Genomic DNA, 23,257 nt, shown 5'->3' with positions numbered 1-23,257 from the left:
CGACGACAAAGACAAGCCCCCGTGCCGCTCGCACGGGGGCTTGTCGTCGCACCGGAACCCGTCCCCACAGGCGCCGGAGCATCCGGTACCGCGCCCCGCTCAGGCGCGGCTCCGGAGTTCTGGGGGGCCGCCGGGCCGGTGGGCCCGGCGGCCGTCGAGGAGGAGCGGGGCCGTCAGACCCTGCTCAGCTCGCGTGCGTCGCCGGCCGGGCCGCCGCCGTCGCGCTCGTCGGCCGGGAGGTGCTTGCGCAGGCCCTCGCCCTCGACGTCGACGTTCGGCAGGACGCGGTCCAGCCAGCGCGGGAGCCACCAGGCGCGCTTGCCCAGCAGGGCGAGCACGGCCGGGACGATCGCCATGCGGACCACGAAGGCGTCGAAGAAGACGGCGATCGCGAGACCGAAACCGATCATCTTGATCATCGACTCGGTGGCACCGATGAAGCCGCCGAAGACCGCCATCATGATGACCGCCGCCGCCGTGACCACACGGGCCCCGTGCTTGAAGCCCGTCTCGATCGCCTGGTGCGGGGTCTCGCCGTGGACGAACGCCTCCCGCATCCGGGTGACGAGGAAGACCTCGTAGTCCATGGCCAGGCCGAAGACCACACCGACCATGAAGATCGGCATCATCGACATGATCGGGCCGGTCGTCTCCACGCCCAGCAGGGAGGCGAGCCAGCCCCACTGGAAGACCGCGACGACCGCGCCGAGCGCCGCCACGACCGAGAGCAGGAAGCCGAGGGCCGCCTTCAGCGGGACGAGGATCGAGCGGAAGACCAGGATCAGGAGGAGGAAGGCCAGGCCGACGACGAGCCCCAGATACGGGATCAGGGCGTCGTTCATCCTCTGCGAGAAGTCGATGTTCATCGCGGTGGCCCCGGTGACCAGGACCTCGGCGCCGGTGTCGCTCTTGATGTGCTCACCCGCGTCGCGGATCGAGTGCACGAGCTCCTCGGTACCGGCCGAGCTGGGCCGGTCCTTCGGGATGACGGTGATCGTCGCGGTGTCACCGGCGGGGTTGAACACGGCCGGGGTGACGGCGGTGACATGACCGAGGGACTCGATCTCGTCGGAGACCTGCTTCACGGCGGTCTTGCCGTCCGAACTGTGCTGGGTGTCGACGACGACCATCAGCGGCCCGTTGAAGCCGGGACCGAAACCGTCCGACAGCATGTCGTACGCCTGGCGCTGCGTGGTGCTCTTGGGCTGGGAGCCGTCGTCCGGCAGGCCCATCTCCAGCGAGGTGGCCGGCAGCGCGATGGCACCGAGGCCGAGGACACCGACCACCAGGACCCACAACGGGCGGCGCAGCACGAACCGGGCCCAGCGGGTCCCGCCGTTCGGCTTGGCGTCGGGACGGTTCGCGGCGGCCGCGGCGTTGCGCGCCTTACGGCCCATGATCCGCTTGCCCGCGAAGCCCATCAGGGCGGGGACCAGAGTGAGGGCGATGAGGACGGCGACGACGACCGTGCCGGCGGCGGCGAGGCCCATCTTGGTGAGCATGGGCACGTTGACGACGGAGAGGCCCGCGAGGGCGATGACGACGGTCAGCCCGGCGAAGACGACGGCGGAGCCGGCGGTGCCGACCGCTCGTCCGGCGGCTTCCTCGCGCTCCCGTCCCTCGGCCAGTTCGGCCCGGTAGCGGGAGACGATGAAGAGCGCGTAGTCGATGCCGACCGCGAGGCCGATCATCATCGCGAGGGTGGAGGTGGTGGTGCCGAGATCCAGCGCGTTCGCGAGTGCCGTGATCGAGGCGACGCCGATGCCGACGCCGACGATCGCGGTCAGCAGCGGAAGGCCTGCGGCCACCAGCGAACCCAGGGTGACGACGAGCACCACTCCGGCGAGGACGATTCCGATGACCTCGGTGGCGCCGCCTTCGGCGCCCGCTTCGAGCGCGTCACCACCGAGCGCGACGGTCATCCCGCCCTTCTCGGCGTGGTCGCCCGCCTTCTGCAGGGCTTCCTTGGTCTCGTCGGTGAGGCTGGTGGACGCGGCGTCGTAGGAGACCGTGATGTACGCGGTCGAACCGTCCTTGCTGACGGCGTTGGCCGTGAACGGGTCGGTCACCGAGGCGACCTGGTCGGAGCCGCTCTTCAGCTCACCGACGATCTTCTCGACCTCGGCCTTGTTGGCCGGGTCGGCCATCTTCTGCCCGTCCGGGACCTGGAAGACGACCCGGGCGGTGGCGCCGTCGGCGTGGGAGGCGGGGAAGCGCTGGTCCAGCAGGTCGAAGGCCTTCTGCGCCTCCGTGCCCGGTATGGAGAAGGAACTGGCCGCAGGGGTGGCCGCGGTGGCGGCACCGACGCCGGCGATGGCCAGCAGGGCGACCCAGATGAGGGCGACGTAGCCCCGCTTGCGGAACGCGAGGCGCCCGATTTTGTAAAGGAATGTGGCCACGGAGGCGGACTCCCGGTCAAGTCGTGTGCGGGAAATTCGGCATGAGGAACCAGCCCGACGACGAGAGCGGCGTGTCAGGTGGAGCGGTGGGGAGCGGACCGCCGGGGGAAGCGGCCGGGGACGTCAGACGCCGAGAGCCTGGAAGACCACGGAGTCGACATATTCGAGGAGGAAGGCCTGGTCGACGGGGCGGCCGTCGACCAGCTGCCGGGCGGCGAACGCGCCGATCAGCATGTGGGGTACGTATTTGAGCGCCGGATTGTCCGGATTCAGCTCACCCCGCTCGACACCCCTGCGCAGCAGTGCGGCGAGACCGGAGAGCTCCGGTTCGACCAGCAGTTCGCGCAGGGCCTGGTGCAGATCGGGGTTGTCGTGGACGGCCCGGCTCAGGCCCCGCATCAGTGCGGAGTCCTGTTCCATGCGACAGTCGTCGGTACGGGTCACGACGGCGAGGAAGTCTCCCCGCACCGAACCCGTGTCGATGTCGGCCAGCCGCACCGGCTTGTTGTGCCGCATCGCTGTCACCACCAGCTCGGGCTTGCTCCCCCACTGGCGGTAGAGGGTCGCCTTGCTGGAGTGGGTGCGGGCCGCGACGGCGTCCATGGTCAGGGCGTCGTAGCCGACCTCGCGGAGCAGGTCGAGGACCGCCGCGAACAGCTCGCTCTCGCGTTCAGGCGTGAGCCTGGTGCGCGCCATGGGCGCCGGCCTCCTTCCGTACTCCGGTCCACGGTTCGCTCACAGGAACGAAACCGTTTCGTACACCTGAGCCTACGTCGCCCGTGAAGCGAAACGGGACCGTCTCGCTTGTGGGGAGTGCCACACGTTTTCTGCGTCACAAGTTGCCCCGGCCCCCGCACACCGAAAGCATGGGTGGGGTGAGTGACGACGTCGCGTATCTCCGTTTCCCGCACCTCCACCAGGACTTGCTCTGCTTCGCGGCCGAGGACGATCTCTGGGTCGCCCCCCTCGCCGCACCCGGCCACCGGCCCGGCCGGGCATGGCGCCTGACCGCGGACCGCACCCGGGTCAGCCACCCACGCTTCTCGCCCGACGGCAGCCGCGTCGCCTACACGACCTGGCGCACGCTCGACCCCGAGATCCACCTCGCGCCCGTCGACGGCGGACCCGCGCGCCGGCTCACCTACTGGGGCTCGACCGACGCCCGGGTCTGCGGCTGGACCCCCGACACCGGCGACGGGGCGCAGATCCTCGCCGTCTCCTCGCACCGGCAGCCGTTCTCGTACTTCTCCTGGGCCTACAGCGTGCCCACCGACGGCTCCCCCGGCGGCCGGCTGCCCTGGGGCCCGGTCTCCGACATCGCCGTCGCCGACATCGACGGCGAGCGCCGCACCCTGCTGCTCACCGGGACACCGCCGCACGAACCGGCCGCGTGGAAGCGGTACCGGGGCGGCGCCACGGGGCGCCTCTGGCTGCACGGCCAACGGCTGCTGCCGGACATCGGCGGCCACCTCGACGCACCCATGTTCGTCGGCCGGCGGATCGCGTTCCTCTCCGACCACGAGGGTGTCGGCAACCTCTACTCCTGCCTGATGGACGGCACCGACCTGCGCCGCCACACCGACCACGACGCCTTCTACGCCCGGCACGCCTCCAGCGACGGCACCCGGGTCGTCTACCAGTGCGCCGGTGACCTCTGGCTGGCCGAGGACCTGGAGGACCCGGCCGCCACCCCCCGGAAGCTGGAGGTGCGTCTCGGTGGCCCGCGCACCGGGCGCCGTACGTACCAGGTGCCGGCCGCCAGCCACGTCGGCTCGCTCTCGGTGGACGAGACGGGCCGGGCGAGCGCGGTCAACGTGCGCGGCTCGCTGTACTGGCTCACCCACCGCGACGGCCCCGCCCGCACCATCACCGACACCCCGGGGGTACGGGTCCGGCTGCCGGAGATGCTCGGCAGCGGCGGCCAGGTCGCGTACGTCACCGACGCGGACGGCGAGGACGCGGTGGAGATCGCCGCACTGCCGCGCGCCACCGGCGACCGCCCCACCCGGCGGCTCGCCTCGGGGCAGCTGGGCCGGGTGCTGGAGATGATCTCCGACCCGGAGGGCGAACGCCTCGCCATCGCCTCGGACGACGGCCGGCTGCTGCTCCTGGACACCGCGGACCCGGCCACGGCGGACGCCACGGCCGCGGGCGGCACCTCGGCGGACGGCGGCCTCTCGACGGACGGTGCCACCGGCACCGAGCCGCCGGGGTCGGGGCCGGGCGGCTCCACCCGGGCGGACGTGTTCCGCGCCCGCGCCGCCGGGGTGGCCGAGAAGGCCGAGGCGGTGGAGGAGACCGCGGTGGCCGCCCTCGCCGAGACCTCGGGGGCCCAGGACGGCACGGGTGAGGCGCCCGAGGCGGGCCGGGACGCGGGAGAGACCCCGGAGCCGACGGACACCACCGAACCGGCACCGGCGCCTCCGGCTCCCCCGGACCCGCCCGTCGAGGTCACCGAGCTCATCCGCTCCGTCAACGGACCCGTCCGCGACCTCGCCTTCTCGCCGGACGGCGCCTGGCTCACCTGGTCGCACCCGGGCATCGGCCGTTCGCTGCGACAGATCAAGCTGGCCCGCATCTCCGGACCGGGCGCACCGGTGATCGTCGACGTCACCAACGGCCGCTTCGAGGACGAGAACCCGGTCTTCACCGAGGACGGCCGGTACCTCGCGTTCCTCTCCTGGCGCGGCTTCGACCCGGTGTACGACGTGCACACCGGCGACCTCTCGTTCCCGCTGGGCTGCCGCCCGTACCTGGTCCCCCTCTCCTCCGCGACCCCGTCGCCGTTCGCGCTCTCGCCGGACGGCCGCCCGGCGGCGGGAGGGCTGGACCCGCTGGACCTTCCGGAGACCGGTACGGGCGAGGGGACGGCCCCGGTCACCGTCGAGTTCGAGGGGCTGGCGAACCGGGTGGCGCCGTTCCCGGTCTCCGCCTCGAAGTACTCCGCGCTGCACCCGGTCAGCGGCGGCGGGCTGGTCTGGCTGCGGTGGCCGATCTCCGGGGCGCTCGGCGAGACCTTCGCCAACCCGGCGGACATGTCGGGCCGCCCGACGCTGGAGCACTTCAACATCGCCAAGGCTCGCAGGACCGAACTCGTGGACCACCTCGACTGGTTCGCGGTGAGCGGCGACGCGAGCCGGATGGTCGTCATGGACGACGGGGAGCTGCGGGCCGTCCCGTCCAACGAGCCCGGCGACAGCGACTCCACCACCTACCTCGACCTGCGCCGCATCCTGCACGAGGTGGACCCGGCGGCCGAGTGGCGGCAGGCGTACGACGAGGCGGGCCGCATCATCCGCTCCTACTTCTGGGAGCCGGACATGTGCGGGATCGACTGGTCGGGGGTGCTCGACCAGTACCGTCCGCTCCTCGAACGCGTCTCCTCCCCCGACGAGTTCGCCGACCTGCTCCGCGAGGTCCTCGGCGAGCTGGGCACCTCGCACGCGTACGTCTCCCCCGCCCGCCGCAACGAAGGGCCCCCGCACTACCAGCGGGCGATCGGCCTGCTCGGCGCCAACTTCACCTGCCGGGACGGGGCCTGGACCATCCGGCGGGTCCTGCCCGGCGACTCCTCCGACTCCAAGGCCCGCTCCCCCCTCGCCGGTACGGGCATCCGCGAAGGCGCGGTCCTCACCCACGTGGACGGCCGCCCGGTCGACCCGCTCACCGGCCCGTACCCGCTGCTGACGGCGGCGGGCGGCACGACCGTCGAGCTGACCTTCCTCCCGCCGGGCGGACAGGGCCGCCCGCGCCGGGTCGCGATCATGCCGCTGGTGGACGAACGCCCGCTGCGCTACCAGGACTGGGTGGCCAAACGCCGTGAGGTCGTACGGGAGTTGAGCGGCGGCAAATGCGGCTACCTGCACATCCCGGACCTCGGCGGATCCGGCTGGGCACAGTTCAACCGGGACCTGAGGATGGAGGTCTCCCGGCCCGCCCTCATCGTGGACGTACGCGGCAACGCGGGCGGCCACATCAGCGAGCTGGTGGTCGAGAAGCTGACCCGCAAGATCCTCGGCTGGGACCTGACCCGGAACGCGCAGGCCGTCTCCTACGCCTCCAACGCGCCGCGCGGTCCCGTGGTGGCGCTCGCGGACGAGGCCACCTCCTCGGACGGCGACATGATCACCGCCGCGTTCCGGCTGCTGAAGCTGGGCCCGGTGGTGGGGCAGCGCACCTGGGGCGGGGTGGTCGGCATGACCGGCCGCCACCGGCTGGGCGACGGCACGGTGATCACGGTGCCGATGAACGCAGCCTGGTTCGACACGTACGGCTGGTCGGTCGAGAACCACGGCGTGGAGCCGGACATCGAGGCGCTGCGCACCCCGCTCGACTGGGCGGAGGGCCGGCACGCGGTGCTGGACGACGCGGTGCGCCTGGCCCTGGAGCTGCTGGAGGAGCAGCCGGCGGCGACCCCGCCGACGTACGACGCCGTACCGGACCTGCGCAGGCCGCCGCTGCCCCCGAGGTGAGGCGGCCCCCGGGGAACCGGGAGCCCGGGGGTCCGTGTTTTCGGCCGGGCACGCGGACCTGTTTTCGGCCGGGCACGCGGAAGAGGCGCATCCTGTCGTCCGGATGCGCCTCTTCGTCACCTGCCCACCGGCCGGGGCCGGTCAGGAGATCAGGCCGTCAACGGTCAAAGCGCTCGCGGGCCTTGTCCGCCGCGTCGTCGGCCCGGTCACGGAGGTCCGACTTCTCGTCGTTCCGGCCGCCGGCGCCCTTGGAGCGGTCGCGCGCGGCGTCCTTGCCCTGGCCGGACTTCTGCTTGGCCTGGTCGGCGAGTTCCTGCGCCTTGTCCTTGAACTGGTCTGCGATGCCCATGCCGTTCACTCCTGTGGGGTGCGTGGGGTCTGAGGAGACCGCCCCGTGAGGAGCGGCCTCGCTCAGCCTCGCACGGCCGGACATACCGCGCATTTTGATCAATGGCGCTGCGTGCGGGCCGGTGTTGCGGCCGGTGTTGCGGCCGTACCGCGACCGGATCAGCCGCGCCGGTCCCGGGCCTGCGTGTCCGCCGCTCCGCCCGCTCCGACCAGCCCCTTGGGGATGGCGTCCAGCCGGGAGGCGAACCGTTTCATCTCCCGGGCCCCGACCGTGCCGATGAGCGAGGGCAGGTAGCCGCGCACCGACTGCATCCCGCGCAGCCACCACTGGGCGTACACATGTGTGGAGCGCCGCTCGACACCGGCCACGATCCGGTCGACGGCCGGGCCGAGCGGGTAGGTGCGGTTGGCGGGCCAGGGCAGCCTGCCGCGCAGCTCCCGCATGACCTCGTCCTGGTCGGCGCCGCGCACCATGTCGGTGTCGGTCCAGGAGAGGTAGCCGACCCCGACCCGTACGCCCCGGTAGCCGACCTCGGCCCGCAGGCTGTGCGCGAACGCCTCCACGCCCGACTTCGACGCGCAGTACGCGCTCATCATCGGCGCCGGGGTCATCGCGGCGAGCGACGCTATCTGCAGGAAGTAGCCCCGGCTCTCCATCAGCACCGGCAGGAACGCCCGGCCGGTCACCGCGCTGCCGATCAGGTTGACCTCGATGACCCGCCGCCAGGCCACCGGGTCGGAATCGACGAACGGACCCCCGGTGGCGACCCCGGCATTGGCGACGACCACGTCCACCTTGCCGAAGCGGGCCTTCACCTCCCGGGCGACCTGCTCCATCGCCTCGTGGTCGGTGACGTCCGCGTACCAGTGGGCGCTCTCCCCGTACAGCCGCTCGGAGACCTGCTTCAGCTCCTCCGGCTCCAGGCCGACCAGAGCCAGCGTGGCACCGCGCGCCGACAGTTTGCGGGCGAGCAGCTCGCCCACGCCCCGGGCCGCGCCGGTGACGACGACGACCTGACCTTCGAGACTCCGTGCGGCGCTCATGCGATGTCCTCCCTCTCGGTCTTGTCGGTCGTGGCGGTCCCGGTGAGGTGACCGGCGACCAGTTCGCGGATCTTCGCGCTGACGGCTTCCGGCGCTTCGAGCGGCGTCATGTGCCCCATCCCGGGCAACTCGGTGAGACCGAGGAAGTCCGGCAGCGCCGCCGCCAGCGCGCGGGCGTGCACGGGCGGGGTCATCCGGTCCTCCAGGCCCACCAGCACGGCGGTGGGCACCCGCAGCTCAGGGACTTCCCGGTCCAGATCGAGCTCCGAGAGCACGCGCCCCCAGGAGGCGCGGGCCTTGCGGGGGCAGGCGTGCACGATGCGCGCGCAGACCTCCACCCGCTCGGGCGTCGAACCCGGCCCCATGGTCGCGTACTTGAGCAGGGACCGGGTGACGGGCGTGACCGGCCCCAGCGGGACGGTCGCCCGCAGGAGCGCCCGGGTCCCGCCGCTGCGCGCGGCACCCGGCAACGCGAACACCCGGGCCTCCTCCGCCAGCCGCCCGCTGCCGGTGCTGCAGAGCAGCACGGCGGCGGCGTGCTCCCGGAACCGGGGGCGGCGGGCGGCGGCCATCAGGGTCATCCCGCCCATGGAGTGCCCCGCGAGCACCGCCTTGCGGCCGGGCGCGAGGGTGGCGGCGAGCACCGCCTCCAGGTCGTCGGCGAGGGCGTCCGTGCTGTGGCCGCCGGGGCCCACGTCGGGACTGCCGCCGTGTCCGCGCTGGTCGTAGGCGATGACCCGGTGGTCGGCGGCGAGGTCGGCGATCTGGGCCGCCCAGAACCGGGTGCTGCACGTCCAGCCGTGGGAGAGGACGACGGCGGGCGCCTCCTCGGGGCCGTACAGCTCGACGTGGACGCGGGAGCCGTCCGCGGAGGCGGCGAAGAGCGTCCGCTCGGGTACGGGCACGAGTCCCCCGGAACGCTGTCGCGGGAGTCGTGGGTGCCGTGAACTCATCGGGTGGCCTCCTCGGTCACGGGCCGGTCCGGTCCGGCGGGCTCGGTGTTCTTCTCCGCGGCTTTGGCTTGCGCCGCCTGCTGTCCTGCCGCCTTCGGGGCCCGGGAGGCCTTTCCGGACCCGCCGGACCTCTGGGCGACCACCGTAGGCGGCCGTACGGTCGCGGGGGCGCGGATCACGTCGTACTCCGCCAGATCGACTGACCTGGTGGCGCGGCGGAAGTCCGCCGTGGTACCGGGCCAGACGGTGGTGTTGCGGCCGTTCTCGTCCAGGTACCAGCTGGTGCAGCCGCCGGTGTTCCAGACGGTGCGTTCCATCCGCTTCTGGACGCGGTCGTTCCAGCCGTCCACCGCGGCCGGGCGGGCGGCGAGCGCGGTGCCCGTGCCGAGCACCTTCAACTGCCGCAGGTAGTCGGCCATGTAGTTCAGCTGGGACTCGATCATGAGGATCATCGAGGAGTTCCCGAGCCCGGTGTTCGGGCCGATGATGGTCATCCAGTTGGGGAACCCGGCGGCGGTGGCGCCGCGCAGCGACCGCATCCCGGTCTTCCAGCTCTCGGCGAGGGTGATGCCGTCGGCGCCGACGACGCGTTCGGCGATCGGCATGTCGGTGACGTGGAAGCCGGTGCCGAAGATGATGGCGTCGACCTCGGTCTCCGTACCGTCCGAGGCGACGAGCGTCGATCCGCGCACCTCGGCGAGGCCGGAAGCGACCACGTCGACGTTGGGGCGGGCGAGCGCCGGGTAGTAGGTGCTGGAGAGCAGGATGCGCTTGCAGCCGATGCGGTAGTCCGGGGTGAGCTTGGCGCGCAGTGCCGGATCCTTGATGGCCCGCGCCATGCCCGCCTTCGCCAGGGACTCGATCAGGCCGAGCCCGTCCGGGTACTTCGTGAAGGCGCTGACCTGCAACTCCCTTATCCCCCAGAGAAGTCCGCGCCGGGCCGTGCCGGTGGCGGGCACCGTGCGGTGCAGCCACCGCTCGGCCCGGCCGATGGCCCGGTCCACCCGCGGCATCACCCAGGGCGGAGTGCGCTGGAAGAGCGTGAGGCGCCCCACCTTCGGCTGGATGGCGGGCACTATCTGGATGGCGGAGGCGCCGGTGCCGATCATCGCGACGCGCTTGCCGGCCAGGTCGTAGTCGTGGTTCCAGCGGGCGGAGTGGAAGACCTCGCCCGGGAAGGTGCCGAGCCCGGGGACGTCCGGCACCTTCGGGTCGGAGAGCGGTCCGGTCGCGGAGACGACGACGTCGGCGACGATCGTCCTGCCGTTGGCGCACTCGATCACCCAGTTGAGCGCCTCGGTGTCCCAACGCATCACCGTCACCTCGTGGTTGAGCCTGAGGTGAGGGTGGATGCCGAAGGTGTCGGCCACCCGCTCCAGGTACGCGCGTATGTGCTCCTGACCGGAGAAGGTGCGCGGCCACTCGGGGTTGGGGGCGAAGGAGAAGGAGTACAGGTGCGAGGGCACGTCGCAGGCGCACCCGGGGTACGTGTTGTCGCGCCAGGTTCCCCCCACGGAGCCGGCCCGCTCCAGGACGACGAAATCGGTGATGCCTTCGCGGCGCAGCCGGACCGCGGCCCCGAGGCCCCCGAATCCGGATCCGATCACCGCCACCCGTACGTGCTCGTGCTGGGCCATGCCGCCGCCTCCCGCGGTAGTCACACGACTCTGCCAGCAATCACTGGCACCTTTCGGAGGGTAGAGCAGGCCCGTACTGATGGGTAGAGGGCAGGACAAGGAAGTTACCGGCGGTACAACATAAGGTTCGCTCTGTGGCCGAAGGACATGAGCAACGCGAATACCGCATGGAGGAGCTGGCCCGGGAGGCCGGCATCACCGTGCGGACCCTCCGCTTCTACCGCGAGCGCGGACTCATCCCGCCGCCCCGCCGCGAGGGACGCATCACCTGGTACGACAGCCATCACCTGGCACGACTGCGCACCATCACCGGCCTGTTGGAGCGCGGCCACACCCTGAACGGCATCGCCGATCTCGCCGCCACCTTCGAGAGCGGACGCGATGTCGCCGAGGTCCTGGGCCTGGGCGAGCCCACCGAGGAGACCCCGGTCCGGCTCACTCCGGAGCAACTCGCCGACTATTTCGAGGGCGAAGTCACCCCGGAGAACCTCGCCACCGCCCTCGATCTCGGCTACCTCGCCACCGACGGCGACGAGATCGTGCACATCAGCCGTCGCCTGTTGGAGGTATCGGCCGAACTGGTGCGCGAGGGCGTTCCGTTGGCCACCGTGCTCTCCACCGGCCGCCGCATCCGCGAGCACGCCGAGGCGCTGGCCGAGATCTTCGTACGCGTCATCCAGGTGCACGCGGCGGACAGCCCCATCGACAAACTCCGCCCACTGGCCCGAGCGGTCGTCGACGCGGAGCTCTCCATGGCCCTGGACCGCCGGCTGCGCGAGACGGACGACACGCCCTGATTCAGGGACGATTCGCGGTGGACAACGGCGGCCGGGGAAAGCAGAGTTGCCCGGTGACCTACGACATCACGCTCGTACGGGTCGAACCGGGGCTGACGCTCCACGAAGCGCTCGACCGCATCAACACCGGCTACGACCCCGACGCCGAACCGACCCCGTACCGGCCCACCGACGCACACCGGGACGAGTGGGCCCGCATCCTGGAACGCGTCGCGCGGGAGGTCGGTCCCGTCGAGTCCGAGGAGTACCCGTACGGCCTGACCCTGGAGACGGTCGGGCCACCGGGGCGCGTACAGCTCGACCACTGCGGGGACACCGCCCACATCGAGGTCGCCCACCACCACGCGGGCGCGGCGGCATCGGCGGTCATGGACGTGGCCTACCGCATCGCCCGCATCGTCGAGGACGAAAGCGGCATGACCGGCCACGACTTCGAGGTGGACCAGCCCACCCGGACCGGCGACCCGGCCCGGGCGGCCGCCCGGCTGAGCGGTGTCTCCGTATGGGCGCAGGCCGAGTTGGGCGGCGCAGCAACCCGTGGACCGGGCTCGGCCCTCAGCGCTCGTAGACCACCGTCACCGGTGCGTGGTCGCTCCACCGCTCCGGGTGGGTCTCGGCGCGCTCGACCCAGGCCTTGACCGCGCGGGCCGCGAGGCCGGGGGTCGCCACCTGGTAGTCGATCCGCCAGCCCGCGTCGTTGTCGAAGGCGCGGCCACGGTAGGACCACCAGGAGTAGGGGCCCTCCTGGTCCGGGTGGAGGGCGCGCACCACGTCCACGTACGCGGCCTCCTCGAAGACCCGGGTCAGCCACTCCCGCTCTTCCGGGAGGAAGCCGGAGCTCTTCCGGTTCGACTTCCAGTTCTTGAGGTCGGCCTCCTGGTGGGCGATGTTCCAGTCGCCGCAGACGACGACCTCGCGCCCCTCGGCGGCGGCCCGCGCCTTGAGTCCGACCAGGTAGGGGAGGAAGGCCGCCATGAAGCGCTCCTTCTCGTCCTGGCGCTCCGTGCCGACCTCGCCGGAGGGCAGGTACAGGCTGGCGACGGTGACGCCCGGGAGGTCGATCTCGGCGTACCGGCCGCTGAGGTCGAACTCTTCGGCGCCCTCGATCCCGAACCCGCCGAAACCGATCTGGACACGCTCCGGCGCACGCCGTGAGTAGAGGGATACGCCCGCGCGCCCCTTGGCGGCGGCCGGCGCGTGCACCACGTGCCAGCCTTCGGGCTCCCGTACCTCCTCGGGGAGCTGGGCCGCCTCGGCGCGTACTTCCTGGAGGCACACGACATCGGCCCCGGTCTCCGCGAGCCAGGGGACGAAGCCCTTCTTCGCGGCGGCGCGGAGCCCATTCACGTTGACGCTGGTGACGGTAAGCACCCAGAAACAGTACCCAAACGAGGGCCCGTACATATGTACGCTTACCTGCGTGAATATCCAGCGCCGGTCGTACGACCACCCTGACGCCGTCAAGCTCAACGACGAGGTCCAGCTCGAATACATCGAGCGCTACCAGGACGGCGGCGACCAGACCCACCTCGATCCCACCATGTTCGAACCCCCCAACGGCCTGTACCTGCTCGCCTACGACGAGCGGGAGCGCCCGGTGGCGACCGGCGGCTGGCGCGCCATGGAGCAGAACGAAGAGGGCTACTCCGACGGCGACGCCGAGGTCAAGCGGATGTTCGTGATACCCGAGGGACGTGGCCAGGGTCTCGCCCGCCGTATCCTCGGCCTGCTGGAGGAGGACGCCCGCACCGCGGGCCGCACGCGCATGGTCCTGGAGACCGGGGACAAGCAGCCCGAGGCCATCGGGCTCTACACGTCGAGCGGCTACACGGTCTGCGAGAAGTTCGGCCACTACCGGACGTACGAGAACAGCATCTGCATGGAGAAGCCGCTCCAGCAGCCCTGACCCACCACGAGCGCCGCGCGGTCCTCAGCCGCGCGGCCTGAACGGCCGCTCCGGCACGGGCACCCGCTCCAGCTTGTCCGGGTTGCGGACCACCCGGATGCCCACGATGCCGGCCGGGCCCGTCTCCACCACGAGGACGTCGTCGGTCACCCCGGCCACCGTGACCAGCAGGCCGGGCTCACCGTTCACGTCGACCCGGTGGTACACCGTGTCGGGCAGCGGCGCGGACATCACGCCCAGGAGCCAGCGGGCCACCTTGTCCGCGCCGTGGATCGGCCGCAGCGCCGCGTGGACCTTGCCCCCGCCGTCGGACCAGACCGTCACGTCGGGCGCCAGCATCGCCAGCACCCGGTTCAGGTCGCCGCCGACGCACGCCGCCAGGAACTCGTCGGTGACCCTGCGGCGCACCTCGGGTGCCGCCTCGTAACGCGGCCGGCGCGCCCGTACGTGCGAGCGCGCCCTGCTGCCGGCCTGCCGCACCGCCGGTTCCGTACGGTCGACCATCGAGGCGATCTCCGCGTACGGGTAGCCGAAGACCTCCTTGAGCACGAAGACCGCCCGCTCCAGCGGGGAGAGCGACTCCAGCACCACCAGCATCGCCAGCGAGACCGCCTCCGCCTGCTCCACCGTGTCGCTCGCGTCGGGCTCGGTGACCAGCGGCTCGGGCAGCCACGGCCCGACGTACGCCTCCCGCCGCGCGGTCGCCGAGGTCAGCCGGTTGAGCGAGAGGTTGGTGATCGTACGGGCCAGATAGGCGCCGGGGCTGTCGATCCGGGCGTGATCGACCCGGCTCCAGGCCAGCCAGGTGTCCTGGAGCAGATCCTCGGCGTCCGCCGCGCTCCCGAGCATCCGGTAGGCGATGCCGAACAGGGCCGCGTGGTGCTCCTGGAAGTGCGCGAGCGCCGCGTCGGAGCCGGTAACGGCATCGGAACCGGTCATGACGCGGCACCGGTGAGGGTGCGGTGCCGCGCCGGGGCGGCCGGTACACGGGCCTTGCGGATCATGGGAGGTCCCTCCTGGGTCACGGGCTCGGAAAGCGTCTCTGTCTCCGCAGGAGAGACAGAACAGCCCCACGGGATGTGACATTCCCTGGAGGCCCGGCCACGGGGACTCCGGACCGGGCCCCGTCGAACCGGCCTCCGTCCCGTCATCTCCCCCAGCCCTCCTCCGGACAGCGTTGCGCCATCATCGCGTCGTACTCCTCGTTGGACATGACGACCGTCCCCGGCTCGTCCTCCGGAGGTCCGACCGGTGGAGCGGCCTGCGCGCCCTGGGCGGAAAGCAGCATGGCCGCCACCGCCCACCCGACCACCGCACCCGCACGAACACCGAGAAACTTCCGCACCGGAACCCTCCTGAAGATGGACGAACCACCCAAGCCAGTACCGCGTCAGCCAAGGTTTGCCCGCCAAGGAGCGGCGTCAGGTGTGTGCTCTCGGAGTGTCGGCCGGAAGCCCCCGTACTGGACGTACTCGGGCTTTCGGCCCCAGGGCGGCCATGCGGGCAGGAATCTCGGTCGGCAGGATCGGGACGCGTGGCTCGGCGGCTGTGCAGGCCTTCTGCGAGAGGGGTGCCAGGCGATCAGCTTGCAACGGCGACGGCCATCCAATGCCACGGTCTACCCTCGCGCCGATCGCCGAACTCACCCAGAGTCGTCCACCCGCTGCGCCATTTCCCACGACCGTGGTACTTCGCAAGGCAAGAGCATGTGCACAGGAAGCCCCGGGCGTTTTGACAGGACGAGTTGCACTTTTCACTCGGGTTGTACTCTCGGCCGATGAGGACCCCTGGGTACCTCTGGAGCAGCTCCGTGCTTATTCGGGGGAAGCGATCGCTGGCAACCGTCCAACACCCCTGGCGGCCGTCCCACCGGAACGACCGATCGCTTCCAAGCCAGCTGTGGAGTTTCCGCTCGTGTTCCCACATGGTGTGCGCTGGGAACCAGACAGCTAACCATCCCTTGGCGGGCAAACCGATCGAAGCCAGGTGCGCGCCTTGATAACTCGGTATCCACTCAGGGGGCTTGAGGTACTCAGCGTTCTTCCGCACACCATGCACGCGCCCCTTGCCCTCGCTCACCATCGTGCGGCTACGCCGAGGTCCAGGCCCCCATTGGACCGACACGCGTGAGGCGAGCTGGCCGGAAGCATGGCAGTGGAGACCACTCAGCGGCCTGGTGTGGACAGCCACGCAGCCGTCCTGCTCGACCTCGACAAAATTGCGGCACTTCACACACGTGCGAGTCAGTCTTACGCTGCCCACGAGCGTCCCCCTTGACTGCGCTGATTCCTACGCCTCCGTAACGCTTGTTCAACATTTCAACGAGGAACATCCCCGACCTTCCTGAGGAGAACACCGAGCGACCTCGCCTCCTCCTCCAGCCCGGAGTTCAGGTCTACGGAGTCCTCAAGAACCACTAGGGGCTGGGCCTGGCCGTGTCGCGGAACAGAACGGACTGCCCTGCTCACGTGCTCGACAACATCCGTCAGGTATGTCGTCCGTTCGTCGGCCGGCTGCTGGGGAACCGCCACCCACGCACCGTACGCGGTCCGTTTACTGATCCAGCCGAGGTCGAAGTGTGGACCGCGGCGCGCTGGGGCACGGGCTTCGAGTGCCATCCGCCCGGTGACCTGATCGATCAGACGCGACAGCAGCTTCTCGTGTCGCGGCGTGCCGCGTCCCAGAACACCGGCCTCGAAACGGCCGAGCCCTCGGGTGCGCAGATGAATCCTGTCGAACGGTCCACCGAGGAATCCATCTCCGTCCTCGGGCATGACCGTTACGTATTCCCCCTGCACCTTGAGATCCCGGCAGCGAGCCGGAGCTCCGAACAGGAGATCTGAATAGCCGGCGGCGTCGACCACGTGTATGTGTCGGCCCGCTTTGCGTGATTCCAACACCGCCAACAGTTTCCTGCTCAGTCCCCGGTCCATGTCCTTGACGTTGCCTGCCAGCTCTCCATGGACCACGAGGGTCACCTTCCTGGAAAAACTGTTCTGGCAGGTAGCTCCTAGCGTCTGCGAACGAGAGAAGCAGTCCTTTCGGACAACCCATTCACCGTCGACCAGGGTCTTTCCGGTGAACATGACTGCGTGTCCTCGAAGTTCGCGTACCCAGCCGGTGCATGGTGCGGACACTTCAGCCAGCCTCCAACCGGGCCTGAACAGCCCTCGTCGTGCAGCGTACTTCGGGCGCCTCGGACAAGGAGGCACTTCTCGATTACCGAACCCACCTAAGGGCTGTCCCGCAACCAGCTCTACTGGAACCGTTGTTACTGAAGTCGCACATCGACTGGGTCGGACGCAGGGCACCAGAAGGGGCTCCATTCCGGCGGCCGGTGTCTCCGGGCAGTCACAGTCGGCTGCTGTCGTCGGTCTCCACCTTGTTCGAGCCGTGGCGTCGTTACGACTGCCAGGTCGGCGGCGGGTGATTCCTCCGCCCGCACGCCCGGCGAAGGTCCCGGTACATCTCCCTCGCCCGAACTACCCCGGTCTTCCGACCGGACGGGATCTCGTGACGTTCACGAGAGCTACTCGCGAACTGTCGTCTGCGGGCTGTTCACGAGTCCCCCTGACCAGGCACTCCAGAGGCGTACGAAGATCGCTTCCCGAATCGGCGGAGATCGTTTCCCATCCCGCCGGCGGCCGGCTCCGCCGCTGTCAGACACAGGGGCAAGGATGGGCGGCATGACGAAGACCGGAGCGGACTACGCATGGTTCGAGGACGACTTTCCAGACATCGCCGAGGCGTACTGCTTCACCCTGGTGCGGGGCCTGTCCCCTGCTGAGCTGATGTCCCGGCTCGAAGGACGACAGGAGGCGCCTCTGCGGGGCATAGCCGCGGTCGTCGACGCTGCTTTCGCCCAGTACGGCCTGGAGGAAGGTGCCCGTCAGCTGATCGCCATGACCACTGTGGGCACCTGGACACTCCTGATCGAGCCCAACGGCTACCTCGGAGTCACCGAAGATCGAGTCCTGCCGGCCTCCGCCGGGACGAGCTGGGTCTCGCACTTCGTCAACATCAACGCCGTCGGTACGTTCCTCTGGGCAGAGGACCAGGTGCTTCGCCTGTGCTTCGACCCCATGTTCCCGGAAGACCGATGGGGCACCGCACCCGACGAACTCCTCGACCTCATGGGGCGGATCGGGTTCCATTTCGAGGAGGAGTCTCCGGAAACGGATCTGTCCTCGCCGGCAGCGTTCGCACTGGCGGAGCACCTGACCGGCGTCGCCATCACTCCGACGCTGCTCCAGGACACGACGTTCGCGTGCGCCACCATCCGGATCCGGTGACATCGCTCGGACTTCATCGAGGTGGAGCCAGACAGCAACGGTGTTCTCCGGGCCGGGGAGACGGTACGTCCGTCTGAGAACCGCACGATCCGACCGATCGTGCTGAAGGACGACGGCTCAGCCACTGCCCGGCAGAAAGTGGTGGAGGTGTTCCACCGCCTCGACACGACGGGCGAAGGGATCGAGCGGTTCCGGATGGCGGCCATGGATGTTCCGCCCGAGGCGAACCGGCCTCGCATCCGCCAGCTCTTGGAACACGGCGAGGCACTGGGCTGGTGGCACGGGGAGGAAGAGTGCGTCACCGGCGCCCGGGAGTCTGGTGCACGAGGATGAGGGTCGCCCGCCGAGGGTTTCGTCTGGATCATGCAGGTCTCGCGGGGCCATGTGCCCGAACAAGAGGCCTACGCACCTGAACCACCCCGAAAACCAGGCCGATCCTCCGGCAGGCAGCTGATCGAGGCCCCGCCCACGTTCGGACACCGCTCCGGGCACACCCCACCAACGCCGAGATCCCGCCCAGCCTCTCGGCTGAACGGGATCTCGTGACGTTCACGAGAGCTACTCGCGAACTGTCGTCTGTGGACCTGTGGGGATTTGAACCCCAGACCCCCTCGATGCGAACGAGGTGCGCTACCAGACTGCGCCACAGGCCCTTGCGACGAGTGAAACTCTAGCACCCTCCAGGGGGTGCTTGGAAATCCGTTCCCCCCTGGTCAGGGGTGTCGGGGTTCCGGGGGCGTTCCGGCCCGGGCGCTCCCGGGTGCCGGTCGGGCCGGAGGGCCGTTCCGCTGCCGTCATTCGTTGGCGGCACGCGGTCGGTCCTCCTCGTCGTCGTACTGGTCGAAGAGCGGGGTGCGGCCCCGGTCGCGGGTGCGACGGGCGTCGGGCCGGCGGCGGGGGGCCTGGTCCACGTCGGGGACGGCCGGGTCCGGAGTCGTGGGCTCGGCGGTGCTGGAGCGGGCGGCGCTCCAGGTCTCCGGGTCGTTCACCTCGACACCGCCGGAGGCGCGCGGGGCGACCGGGGCGGTGACGTAGGTGGGCAGCGGTACGGGGACGGGCTCCCAGCTATCGCCCTGGACCCGGCCGCGTTCGCGCTGCTGGTCCACCCACTCCGCGTGGTCCGTCTGCTCGACGAGCGCCCGGCGGCCGGCCTCCTGCGGGGAGACGGCCGGCACGGGGGCCGGGTCCGCCGGGTGGTGTGCTTCGGGTTCCCCGTCGGGCTCGACCGCGGGTGCCGCCGGCTGCTGGTGGCGGCGCGGGCGGTTCTCGCGCAGGCGCTGGGCCGCGTCCTCGGCCCGCCGGCGGTCCATGGTGAAGGCGAACCGCCTCCGCTCCTGGGCGCGCAGGTGCACGATGTAGGCGCTGAGCATCAACGCCGGTGCGGCGGGGGCCCACAGGAAGCCGAGACCGCCGACCGCCGCGACGATCGCGCCCGCGGTGAAGACGAGGAAGAGGACGCTGGTGGTGCGCCGACGACGGGCCAGCACCTGGGAGCGCTGGGCGCGACGGACGCGTTCGGCGTCCTCGGCCCCGCCCCGGGCGCGCGGCGCGGACGGCGCGACGCGCTGCTCGGGAGGCCGCCCGGCGGACGGGCGCTGCGCCGCCTGACGGTCCCGCGGGTCGCTCCGCTCGTGCGCGGAGTGCGCCGACTGTACGGAGTGGCCCGAGTGGGCGGGGTGCGCCGGGTGCTCCACCGCCGGACGTCCGGACGGCCGCCCGGAAGCGTGCGCCGGATCGAGGATCCTGGCTTCGGTGTGTGCCCCGGGCGCGGCGAAGGCCCGGACGTCGACGGACTCCATTCGGTCCGTCTCGGCGTCCGGGTCGACGACCGGTTCCGCCCCCTCGGCGTCGCGTTCCCGCAACTCCTTGGCGTAACGACGCTCCATCGCCGCCCGTCCGGACAGCAGCCGGATGGCGGTGCTGAAGCGTTCCGTCGGACGCGCTTCGTTGAGTTCGTCCTGCCTTCGGAGCCACATCGGCACCAAGTAGGCGGCCCAGGCCCCGACGATGACTGCGTAGATGAGGCCGCTGCTGCTCACGCTCACACCGTAGAGGGGTTTGCACGGCGGCATCCGCCAATTGCCACGGTGTGTCGCACGATCAGGGTGATATCACGGGCCTTTTTTGTGATTGTTCAGACCAACGAGTGACGCTGCCGGTGCTTAATGCGACGACAGGGCGTTCATTTCGAACACGCATTTGATTTATTCGGCCGACCGGTACTCCCCCGGCCTCGACCCCGGCCTCGACCGGTGCCAGCGGCGGAGCATCCCGTCGGCCGCCTCCTCCGACGTGAGCGCGTAGATGAGGTGGTCCCGCCAGGCGCCGTCGATGTGGAGATAGCGAGGCCGCAGCCCTTCCTCACGGAATCCGAGTTTCTCCACGACCCGGCGGCTGGGCCGGTTCTCGGGGCGAATGCAGATCTCGATGCGGTGCAGACCTACCCGGCGGAAACAATGGTCGGCGGCGAGCGCCACGGCGGTGGGCATGACACCGCGACCGGCGACTTCCCGGTCGACCCAGTAGCCGATGTGGGCCGAGCACATCGAGCCCCAGGTAATGCCCGCGACGGTCAACTGGCCCACCAGACGGCCCTCGTACTCGATCGCGAACGGCAGCATCCGGCCGGCTCTCGCCTCGGACCGCAGGTGCCGGACCATCTGCCGGTACGTGGGCCTGCGGATGACCGGGCCCCCGGGGACGGGCGGCGGGACGGTGGCCTCCCAGGGGCGGAGCCAGTCGCGGTTGCGTCGGTTGACCTCCCGCCAGACGTTCTGGTCCCGCAGGCGTATCGGCCGCAGCGTGACCTCGCCGTCCTTCAGGAGCACCGGCCAGAGGTGGGCGTTCAGGACGGGCTCCCGGGCAGTGGGTGGTCGCCGCCGCGCAGCTGGTCGACGGCGTGCGTCACGATCCGGCCGAGGACGGTGAGCCCGTCGCGCACCCCCCCGGTCGAACCGGGCAGATTGACGATCAGCGTGCGCCCGGCGACCCCGGCGAGCCCCCGGGAGAGCGCGGCGGCCGGTACGGCGGCGCGGTTCTCGGCGCGGATCGCCTCCGGGATGCCGGGCACCTCGTGGTCCAGCACCCTGCGGGTCATCTCGGGGGTGAGGTCGGTGGGCGAGATGCCGGTACCGCCGGTGGTCAGGATGACGTCGTATCCGGTGGCGATCCCGGCGCGCAGCGACAGCTCGACCGGCTCGCCGTCCGGCACGACCAGCGGTCCGTCCGTGGCGAACCCGAGGCCGGTGAGCCCCTCCACGAGGATCGGGCCGCCCTTGTCGGGGTAGACGCCGGCGGCGGCGCGGTTGGAGGCGGTGATGACGAGCGCGGTGTACGGGGCGGGGCCGGTGCCCCCGGAACGCGCTTCGGCCGACCCGCCGGAAGCCGGGGAACCTGAAGCCGGGCCGCCGGAAGCCGGAAGGCCTGAAGCCGGACCTTCCGAGGCCGAGGAGCCGTTGGCCGGGGAGCCGGAGGCGCTCACGCGTCCGCTCCCGGCCGTGCCGGGCGTACCCAGTCTCCGGACTTGCCGCCGGACTTGGTCTCGACCCGTACGTCGGTGATGACCGCGGCCTTGTCAACCGCCTTCACCATGTCGATCACGGTGAGCGCGGCGACCGAGACCGCCGTCAGCGCCTCCATCTCGACGCCGGTGCGGTCCGTGGTCTTCACCGTGGCGGTGATCTCGACCGCGTCGTCGGCCACGCTCAGGTCGACCTCGACGCCGGAGACGGCGAGCGGGTGGCAGAGCGGGATGAGGTCGGGGGTGCGCTTGGCCCCCATGATCCCGGCGATACGGGCGGTGGCGAGGGCGTCGCCCTTGGGGACTCCCTCGCCCCGCAACAGCTCGATCACCCGGGGCGAGACGAGCACCCGGCCGCTGGCCCGGGCGACACGCGCCGTGACGTCCTTGGCCGAGACGTCGACCATGCGGGCCGCGCCCGCCTCGTCGATGTGCGTCAGCCTGTTCTGCGTACTCAACTCACTCCGCCTAGCGGTAAGGCGCCGTTCGCCCGCTCAGCACCGGAGTGCGGGCCGGGGGCCCGGGGTACGTCCCCCGGTGAGGCAGCGGCAGACACCGTACCGCCACCGTGGCCGTCTCAGCGGAGCAGGACCACTTCGGTCTCCGTGCCGGGCTCCACGGAGGTGACGTCCTCGGGCACCACGATCAGCGCGTCCGCCCGTGCCAGCGCGGCGATCAGGTGCGAGCCGGAGCCGCCCACCGGGACGACGGTGCCCGACACCTCGTCGTACGAGCCGCGCAGGAACTGCCGTTTGCCGGCCGGGGAGGAGAGCGCCTCGGAGGTGGTGAGGGCGGCTCGGACGGTGGGCCGGTGCACCTCTTCGAGGCCCATCAGCCGGCGGATCGCGGGGCGGACGAAGAGTTCGAAGGAGACGTAGGCGGAGACGGGGTTGCCCGGGAGTGCCATCAGCGGGATGTGCTCGGCGCCGATGGAGCCGAAGCCCTGTGGTTTGCCGGGCTGCATGGCGAGGGTGCGGAAGTCGATGCCGCTGCCGGGCTCGTCCTCGTCGCCGACCGAGGAGAGAGCCTCCTTGACGACGTCGTACGCGCCGACGCTGACACCGCCCGTGGTGACCACCAGGTCGGCCCGGATGAGCTGGTCCTCGATGGTGGCGCGGAGCGTCTCGGCGTCGTCGGTGACCGCGCCGACGCGGTAGGAGAGGGCGCCGGCGTCGCGGGCGGCGGCGGTGAGCGCGTAGCTGTTGGAGTCGTAGATCTGGCCGCCCGCCAGCTCTTCGCCGGGCTGGACGAGTTCGCTGCCGGTGGAGACGACGACCACCCGGGGACGGGGTCGGACCTTGACGGTGGCGCGGCCGATCGCGGCGAGCAGGCCGACCTGCGGCGGGCCGACGACCGATCCGGCCGCGAGGGCCAGGTCGCCGGGCTTCACGTCGCTGCCGGAGGCCCGGACGTGGGCTCCGGCCGTGGCGGCCCGGTACACCCGGACCTCGCCGCTCGCGCCCTCCGGGGCGTCCCGGTGGGCGCGCATGGTGGTGGCGGGGCCCTCGCCCGTACCGCCGTCCGTCCACTCGACGGGGACGACGGCCTCGGCGCCCTTGGGCAGCGGGGCCCCGGTCATGATCCGGGCGGCCTGGCCGGGGCCGACCACCCCGCCGCCGGGGAGCCCGTCGTTGCCGGCCGCCACGTCGCCGAGGACGGTGAGCACCGAGGGGAACTCCTCGCTCGCCCCGGTGACGTCGGCGACCCGGACCGCGTAGCCGTCCATGGAGCTGTTGTCGAAGGGGGGCAGCGCGATCCGCACCACGACGTCCTCGACCAGTACACACCCCTGGGCGTCGGCCAGTTGCAGCTCGATGGGTTCGAGCGGTTTCACCGCGTCCAGGATGTCGGCCAGGTGGTCGTCGACCGACCAGATCGTGCTGCTCAAG

21 protein-coding genes and 1 tRNA gene are annotated in these 23,257 nt (G+C 71.0%); 6 read left to right on the top strand and 16 right to left on the bottom strand.

The window, feature by feature from the left end:
• Nucleotides 1–173 precede the first annotated feature (173 nt).
• Both OHA55_RS19010 and OHA55_RS19005 read right to left on the bottom strand, forming a co-directional pair.
• Complete coding sequence (locus OHA55_RS19010; RefSeq protein WP_266707878.1) at nt 174–2,399, bottom strand: MMPL family transporter; 2,226 nt, start codon at nt 2,397–2,399, stop codon at nt 174–176.
• Between the two features lie 123 nt (nt 2,400–2,522).
• Nucleotides 2,523–3,095, bottom strand: coding sequence for a TetR/AcrR family transcriptional regulator (locus OHA55_RS19005; protein WP_266707876.1), 573 nt, complete (start codon nt 3,093–3,095; stop codon nt 2,523–2,525).
• A gap of 179 nt (nt 3,096–3,274) precedes the next feature.
• Between OHA55_RS19005 and OHA55_RS19000 the strand changes: the two genes are divergently transcribed.
• Nucleotides 3,275–6,871, top strand: a complete 3,597-nt coding sequence (locus OHA55_RS19000) for a S41 family peptidase (protein WP_266707874.1) — start codon at nt 3,275–3,277, stop codon at nt 6,869–6,871.
• A 157-nt stretch (nt 6,872–7,028) separates the two neighbouring features.
• On the opposite strand, the gene OHA55_RS18995 is transcribed toward OHA55_RS19000, so the two are convergent.
• The 4 genes from OHA55_RS18995 to OHA55_RS18980 all read right to left on the bottom strand — a co-directional run bounded on the left by OHA55_RS18995 (nt 7,029) and on the right by OHA55_RS18980 (nt 10,853).
• On the bottom strand, nt 7,029–7,220 hold the full coding sequence (locus tag OHA55_RS18995) for a hypothetical protein (protein ID WP_266707872.1): 192 nt from the start codon (nt 7,218–7,220) through the stop codon (nt 7,029–7,031).
• Nucleotides 7,221–7,378: 158 nt separating this feature from the next.
• Entirely contained in the window at nt 7,379–8,263 is an 885-nt protein-coding gene (locus tag OHA55_RS18990) for an SDR family oxidoreductase (RefSeq protein WP_266707870.1), read from the bottom strand.
• Nucleotides 8,260–9,216 (bottom strand): alpha/beta fold hydrolase, encoded by a 957-nt coding sequence (locus OHA55_RS18985; RefSeq protein ID WP_266707868.1) that lies wholly within the window; start codon nt 9,214–9,216, stop codon nt 8,260–8,262. The genes OHA55_RS18990 and OHA55_RS18985 overlap by 4 nt, the downstream gene beginning before the upstream one ends.
• The gene (locus tag OHA55_RS18980; RefSeq protein ID WP_266707866.1) at nt 9,213–10,853 is read right to left on the bottom strand and encodes an NAD(P)/FAD-dependent oxidoreductase; all 1,641 of its coding nucleotides are present in this window, start codon (nt 10,851–10,853) and stop codon (nt 9,213–9,215) included. The genes OHA55_RS18985 and OHA55_RS18980 overlap by 4 nt, the downstream gene beginning before the upstream one ends.
• 167 nt (nt 10,854–11,020) lie before the next feature.
• Here OHA55_RS18980 and OHA55_RS18975 point away from each other — a divergent pair, with 167 nt between their 5' ends.
• Together OHA55_RS18975 and OHA55_RS18970 are read left to right on the top strand one after the other, a co-directional pair.
• Nucleotides 11,021–11,650, top strand: coding sequence for a MerR family transcriptional regulator (locus OHA55_RS18975; RefSeq protein WP_266710803.1), 630 nt, complete (start codon nt 11,021–11,023; stop codon nt 11,648–11,650).
• Nucleotides 11,651–11,703: 53 nt separating this feature from the next.
• Complete coding sequence (locus OHA55_RS18970) at nt 11,704–12,288, top strand: hypothetical protein (RefSeq protein ID WP_266707864.1); 585 nt, start codon at nt 11,704–11,706, stop codon at nt 12,286–12,288.
• Here the strand turns inward: OHA55_RS18970 and OHA55_RS18965 are convergent.
• Entirely contained in the window at nt 12,206–13,021 is an 816-nt protein-coding gene (locus tag OHA55_RS18965; protein ID WP_266707862.1) for an exodeoxyribonuclease III, read from the bottom strand. The genes OHA55_RS18970 and OHA55_RS18965 overlap by 83 nt on opposite strands.
• Before the next feature lie 49 nt (nt 13,022–13,070).
• On the opposite strand from OHA55_RS18965, the gene OHA55_RS18960 reads away from it, so the two are divergent.
• On the top strand, nt 13,071–13,556 hold the full coding sequence (locus tag OHA55_RS18960) for a GNAT family N-acetyltransferase (protein WP_266707860.1): 486 nt from the start codon (nt 13,071–13,073) through the stop codon (nt 13,554–13,556).
• Between the two features lie 24 nt (nt 13,557–13,580).
• On the opposite strand, the gene OHA55_RS18955 is transcribed toward OHA55_RS18960, so the two are convergent.
• The 3 genes from OHA55_RS18955 to OHA55_RS18945 form a co-directional block, all read right to left on the bottom strand.
• A complete protein-coding gene (locus OHA55_RS18955) occupies nt 13,581–14,495 on the bottom strand; it encodes an RNA polymerase sigma-70 factor (RefSeq protein WP_266707858.1) in 915 nt (304 codons plus the stop codon).
• Between the two features lie 208 nt (nt 14,496–14,703).
• Entirely contained in the window at nt 14,704–14,901 is a 198-nt protein-coding gene (locus OHA55_RS18950; RefSeq protein WP_266707856.1) for a hypothetical protein, read from the bottom strand.
• A 973-nt stretch (nt 14,902–15,874) separates the two neighbouring features.
• Nucleotides 15,875–16,642, bottom strand: coding sequence for a hypothetical protein (locus OHA55_RS18945; protein ID WP_266707854.1), 768 nt, complete (start codon nt 16,640–16,642; stop codon nt 15,875–15,877).
• Between the two features lie 600 nt (nt 16,643–17,242).
• Here OHA55_RS18945 and OHA55_RS18940 point away from each other — a divergent pair.
• Together OHA55_RS18940 and OHA55_RS18935 are read left to right on the top strand one after the other, a co-directional pair.
• Nucleotides 17,243–17,848, top strand: coding sequence for a DUF6461 domain-containing protein (locus OHA55_RS18940; protein WP_266707852.1), 606 nt, complete (start codon nt 17,243–17,245; stop codon nt 17,846–17,848).
• A gap of 21 nt (nt 17,849–17,869) precedes the next feature.
• Complete coding sequence (locus OHA55_RS18935; RefSeq protein WP_266707850.1) at nt 17,870–18,181, top strand: DUF4265 domain-containing protein; 312 nt, start codon at nt 17,870–17,872, stop codon at nt 18,179–18,181.
• A gap of 246 nt (nt 18,182–18,427) precedes the next feature.
• Here OHA55_RS18935 and OHA55_RS18930 read toward each other — a convergent pair.
• The 6 genes from OHA55_RS18930 to glp form a co-directional block, all read right to left on the bottom strand.
• A tRNA-Ala gene (locus tag OHA55_RS18930) sits at nt 18,428–18,501 on the bottom strand.
• 141 nt (nt 18,502–18,642) lie between these two features.
• Nucleotides 18,643–19,887, bottom strand: coding sequence for a gephyrin-like molybdotransferase receptor GlpR (gene glpR / locus OHA55_RS18925; RefSeq protein ID WP_266707848.1), 1,245 nt, complete (start codon nt 19,885–19,887; stop codon nt 18,643–18,645).
• A gap of 165 nt (nt 19,888–20,052) precedes the next feature.
• A complete protein-coding gene (locus OHA55_RS18920) occupies nt 20,053–20,676 on the bottom strand; it encodes a GNAT family N-acetyltransferase (protein WP_266707846.1) in 624 nt (207 codons plus the stop codon).
• Between the two features lie 17 nt (nt 20,677–20,693).
• On the bottom strand, nt 20,694–21,167 hold the full coding sequence (locus OHA55_RS18915) for a molybdenum cofactor biosynthesis protein B (protein ID WP_266710801.1): 474 nt from the start codon (nt 21,165–21,167) through the stop codon (nt 20,694–20,696).
• A 158-nt stretch (nt 21,168–21,325) separates the two neighbouring features.
• Entirely contained in the window at nt 21,326–21,826 is a 501-nt protein-coding gene (gene moaC / locus OHA55_RS18910) for a cyclic pyranopterin monophosphate synthase MoaC (protein WP_266707844.1), read from the bottom strand.
• 119 nt (nt 21,827–21,945) lie between these two features.
• The gene (gene glp / locus OHA55_RS18905; protein WP_266707842.1) at nt 21,946–23,256 is read right to left on the bottom strand and encodes a gephyrin-like molybdotransferase Glp; all 1,311 of its coding nucleotides are present in this window, start codon (nt 23,254–23,256) and stop codon (nt 21,946–21,948) included.
• Nucleotide 23,257: the final 1 nt, after the last annotated feature.

Origin of the sequence: Streptomyces sp. NBC_00102 (assembly GCF_026343115.1) — a bacterium.
Classification (GTDB): domain Bacteria; phylum Actinomycetota; class Actinomycetes; order Streptomycetales; family Streptomycetaceae; genus Streptomyces.
The sequence above is the reverse complement of the archived record's forward strand: the minus strand, read 5'-3'. Positions and strand labels throughout refer to the sequence as shown.

Coding starts and splice junctions, on each gene's coding strand:
- OHA55_RS19005 (WP_266707876.1), bottom strand. CDS start 3,095: ATGGCGCGCACCAGGCTCACGCCTGAACGCGAGAGCGAGCTGTTCGCG.
- OHA55_RS18995 (WP_266707872.1), bottom strand. CDS start 7,220: ATGGGCATCGCAGACCAGTTCAAGGACAAGGCGCAGGAACTCGCCGAC.
- OHA55_RS18990 (WP_266707870.1), bottom strand. CDS start 8,263: ATGAGCGCCGCACGGAGTCTCGAAGGTCAGGTCGTCGTCGTCACCGGC.
- OHA55_RS18985 (WP_266707868.1), bottom strand. CDS start 9,216: ATGAGTTCACGGCACCCACGACTCCCGCGACAGCGTTCCGGGGGACTC.
- OHA55_RS18980 (WP_266707866.1), bottom strand. CDS start 10,853: ATGGCCCAGCACGAGCACGTACGGGTGGCGGTGATCGGATCCGGATTC.
- OHA55_RS18975 (WP_266710803.1), top strand. CDS start 11,021: ATGGAGGAGCTGGCCCGGGAGGCCGGCATCACCGTGCGGACCCTCCGC.
- OHA55_RS18955 (WP_266707858.1), bottom strand. CDS start 14,495: ATGACCGGTTCCGATGCCGTTACCGGCTCCGACGCGGCGCTCGCGCAC.
- OHA55_RS18945 (WP_266707854.1), bottom strand. CDS start 16,642: ATGTTCACCGGAAAGACCCTGGTCGACGGTGAATGGGTTGTCCGAAAG.
- OHA55_RS18940 (WP_266707852.1), top strand. CDS start 17,243: ATGACGAAGACCGGAGCGGACTACGCATGGTTCGAGGACGACTTTCCA.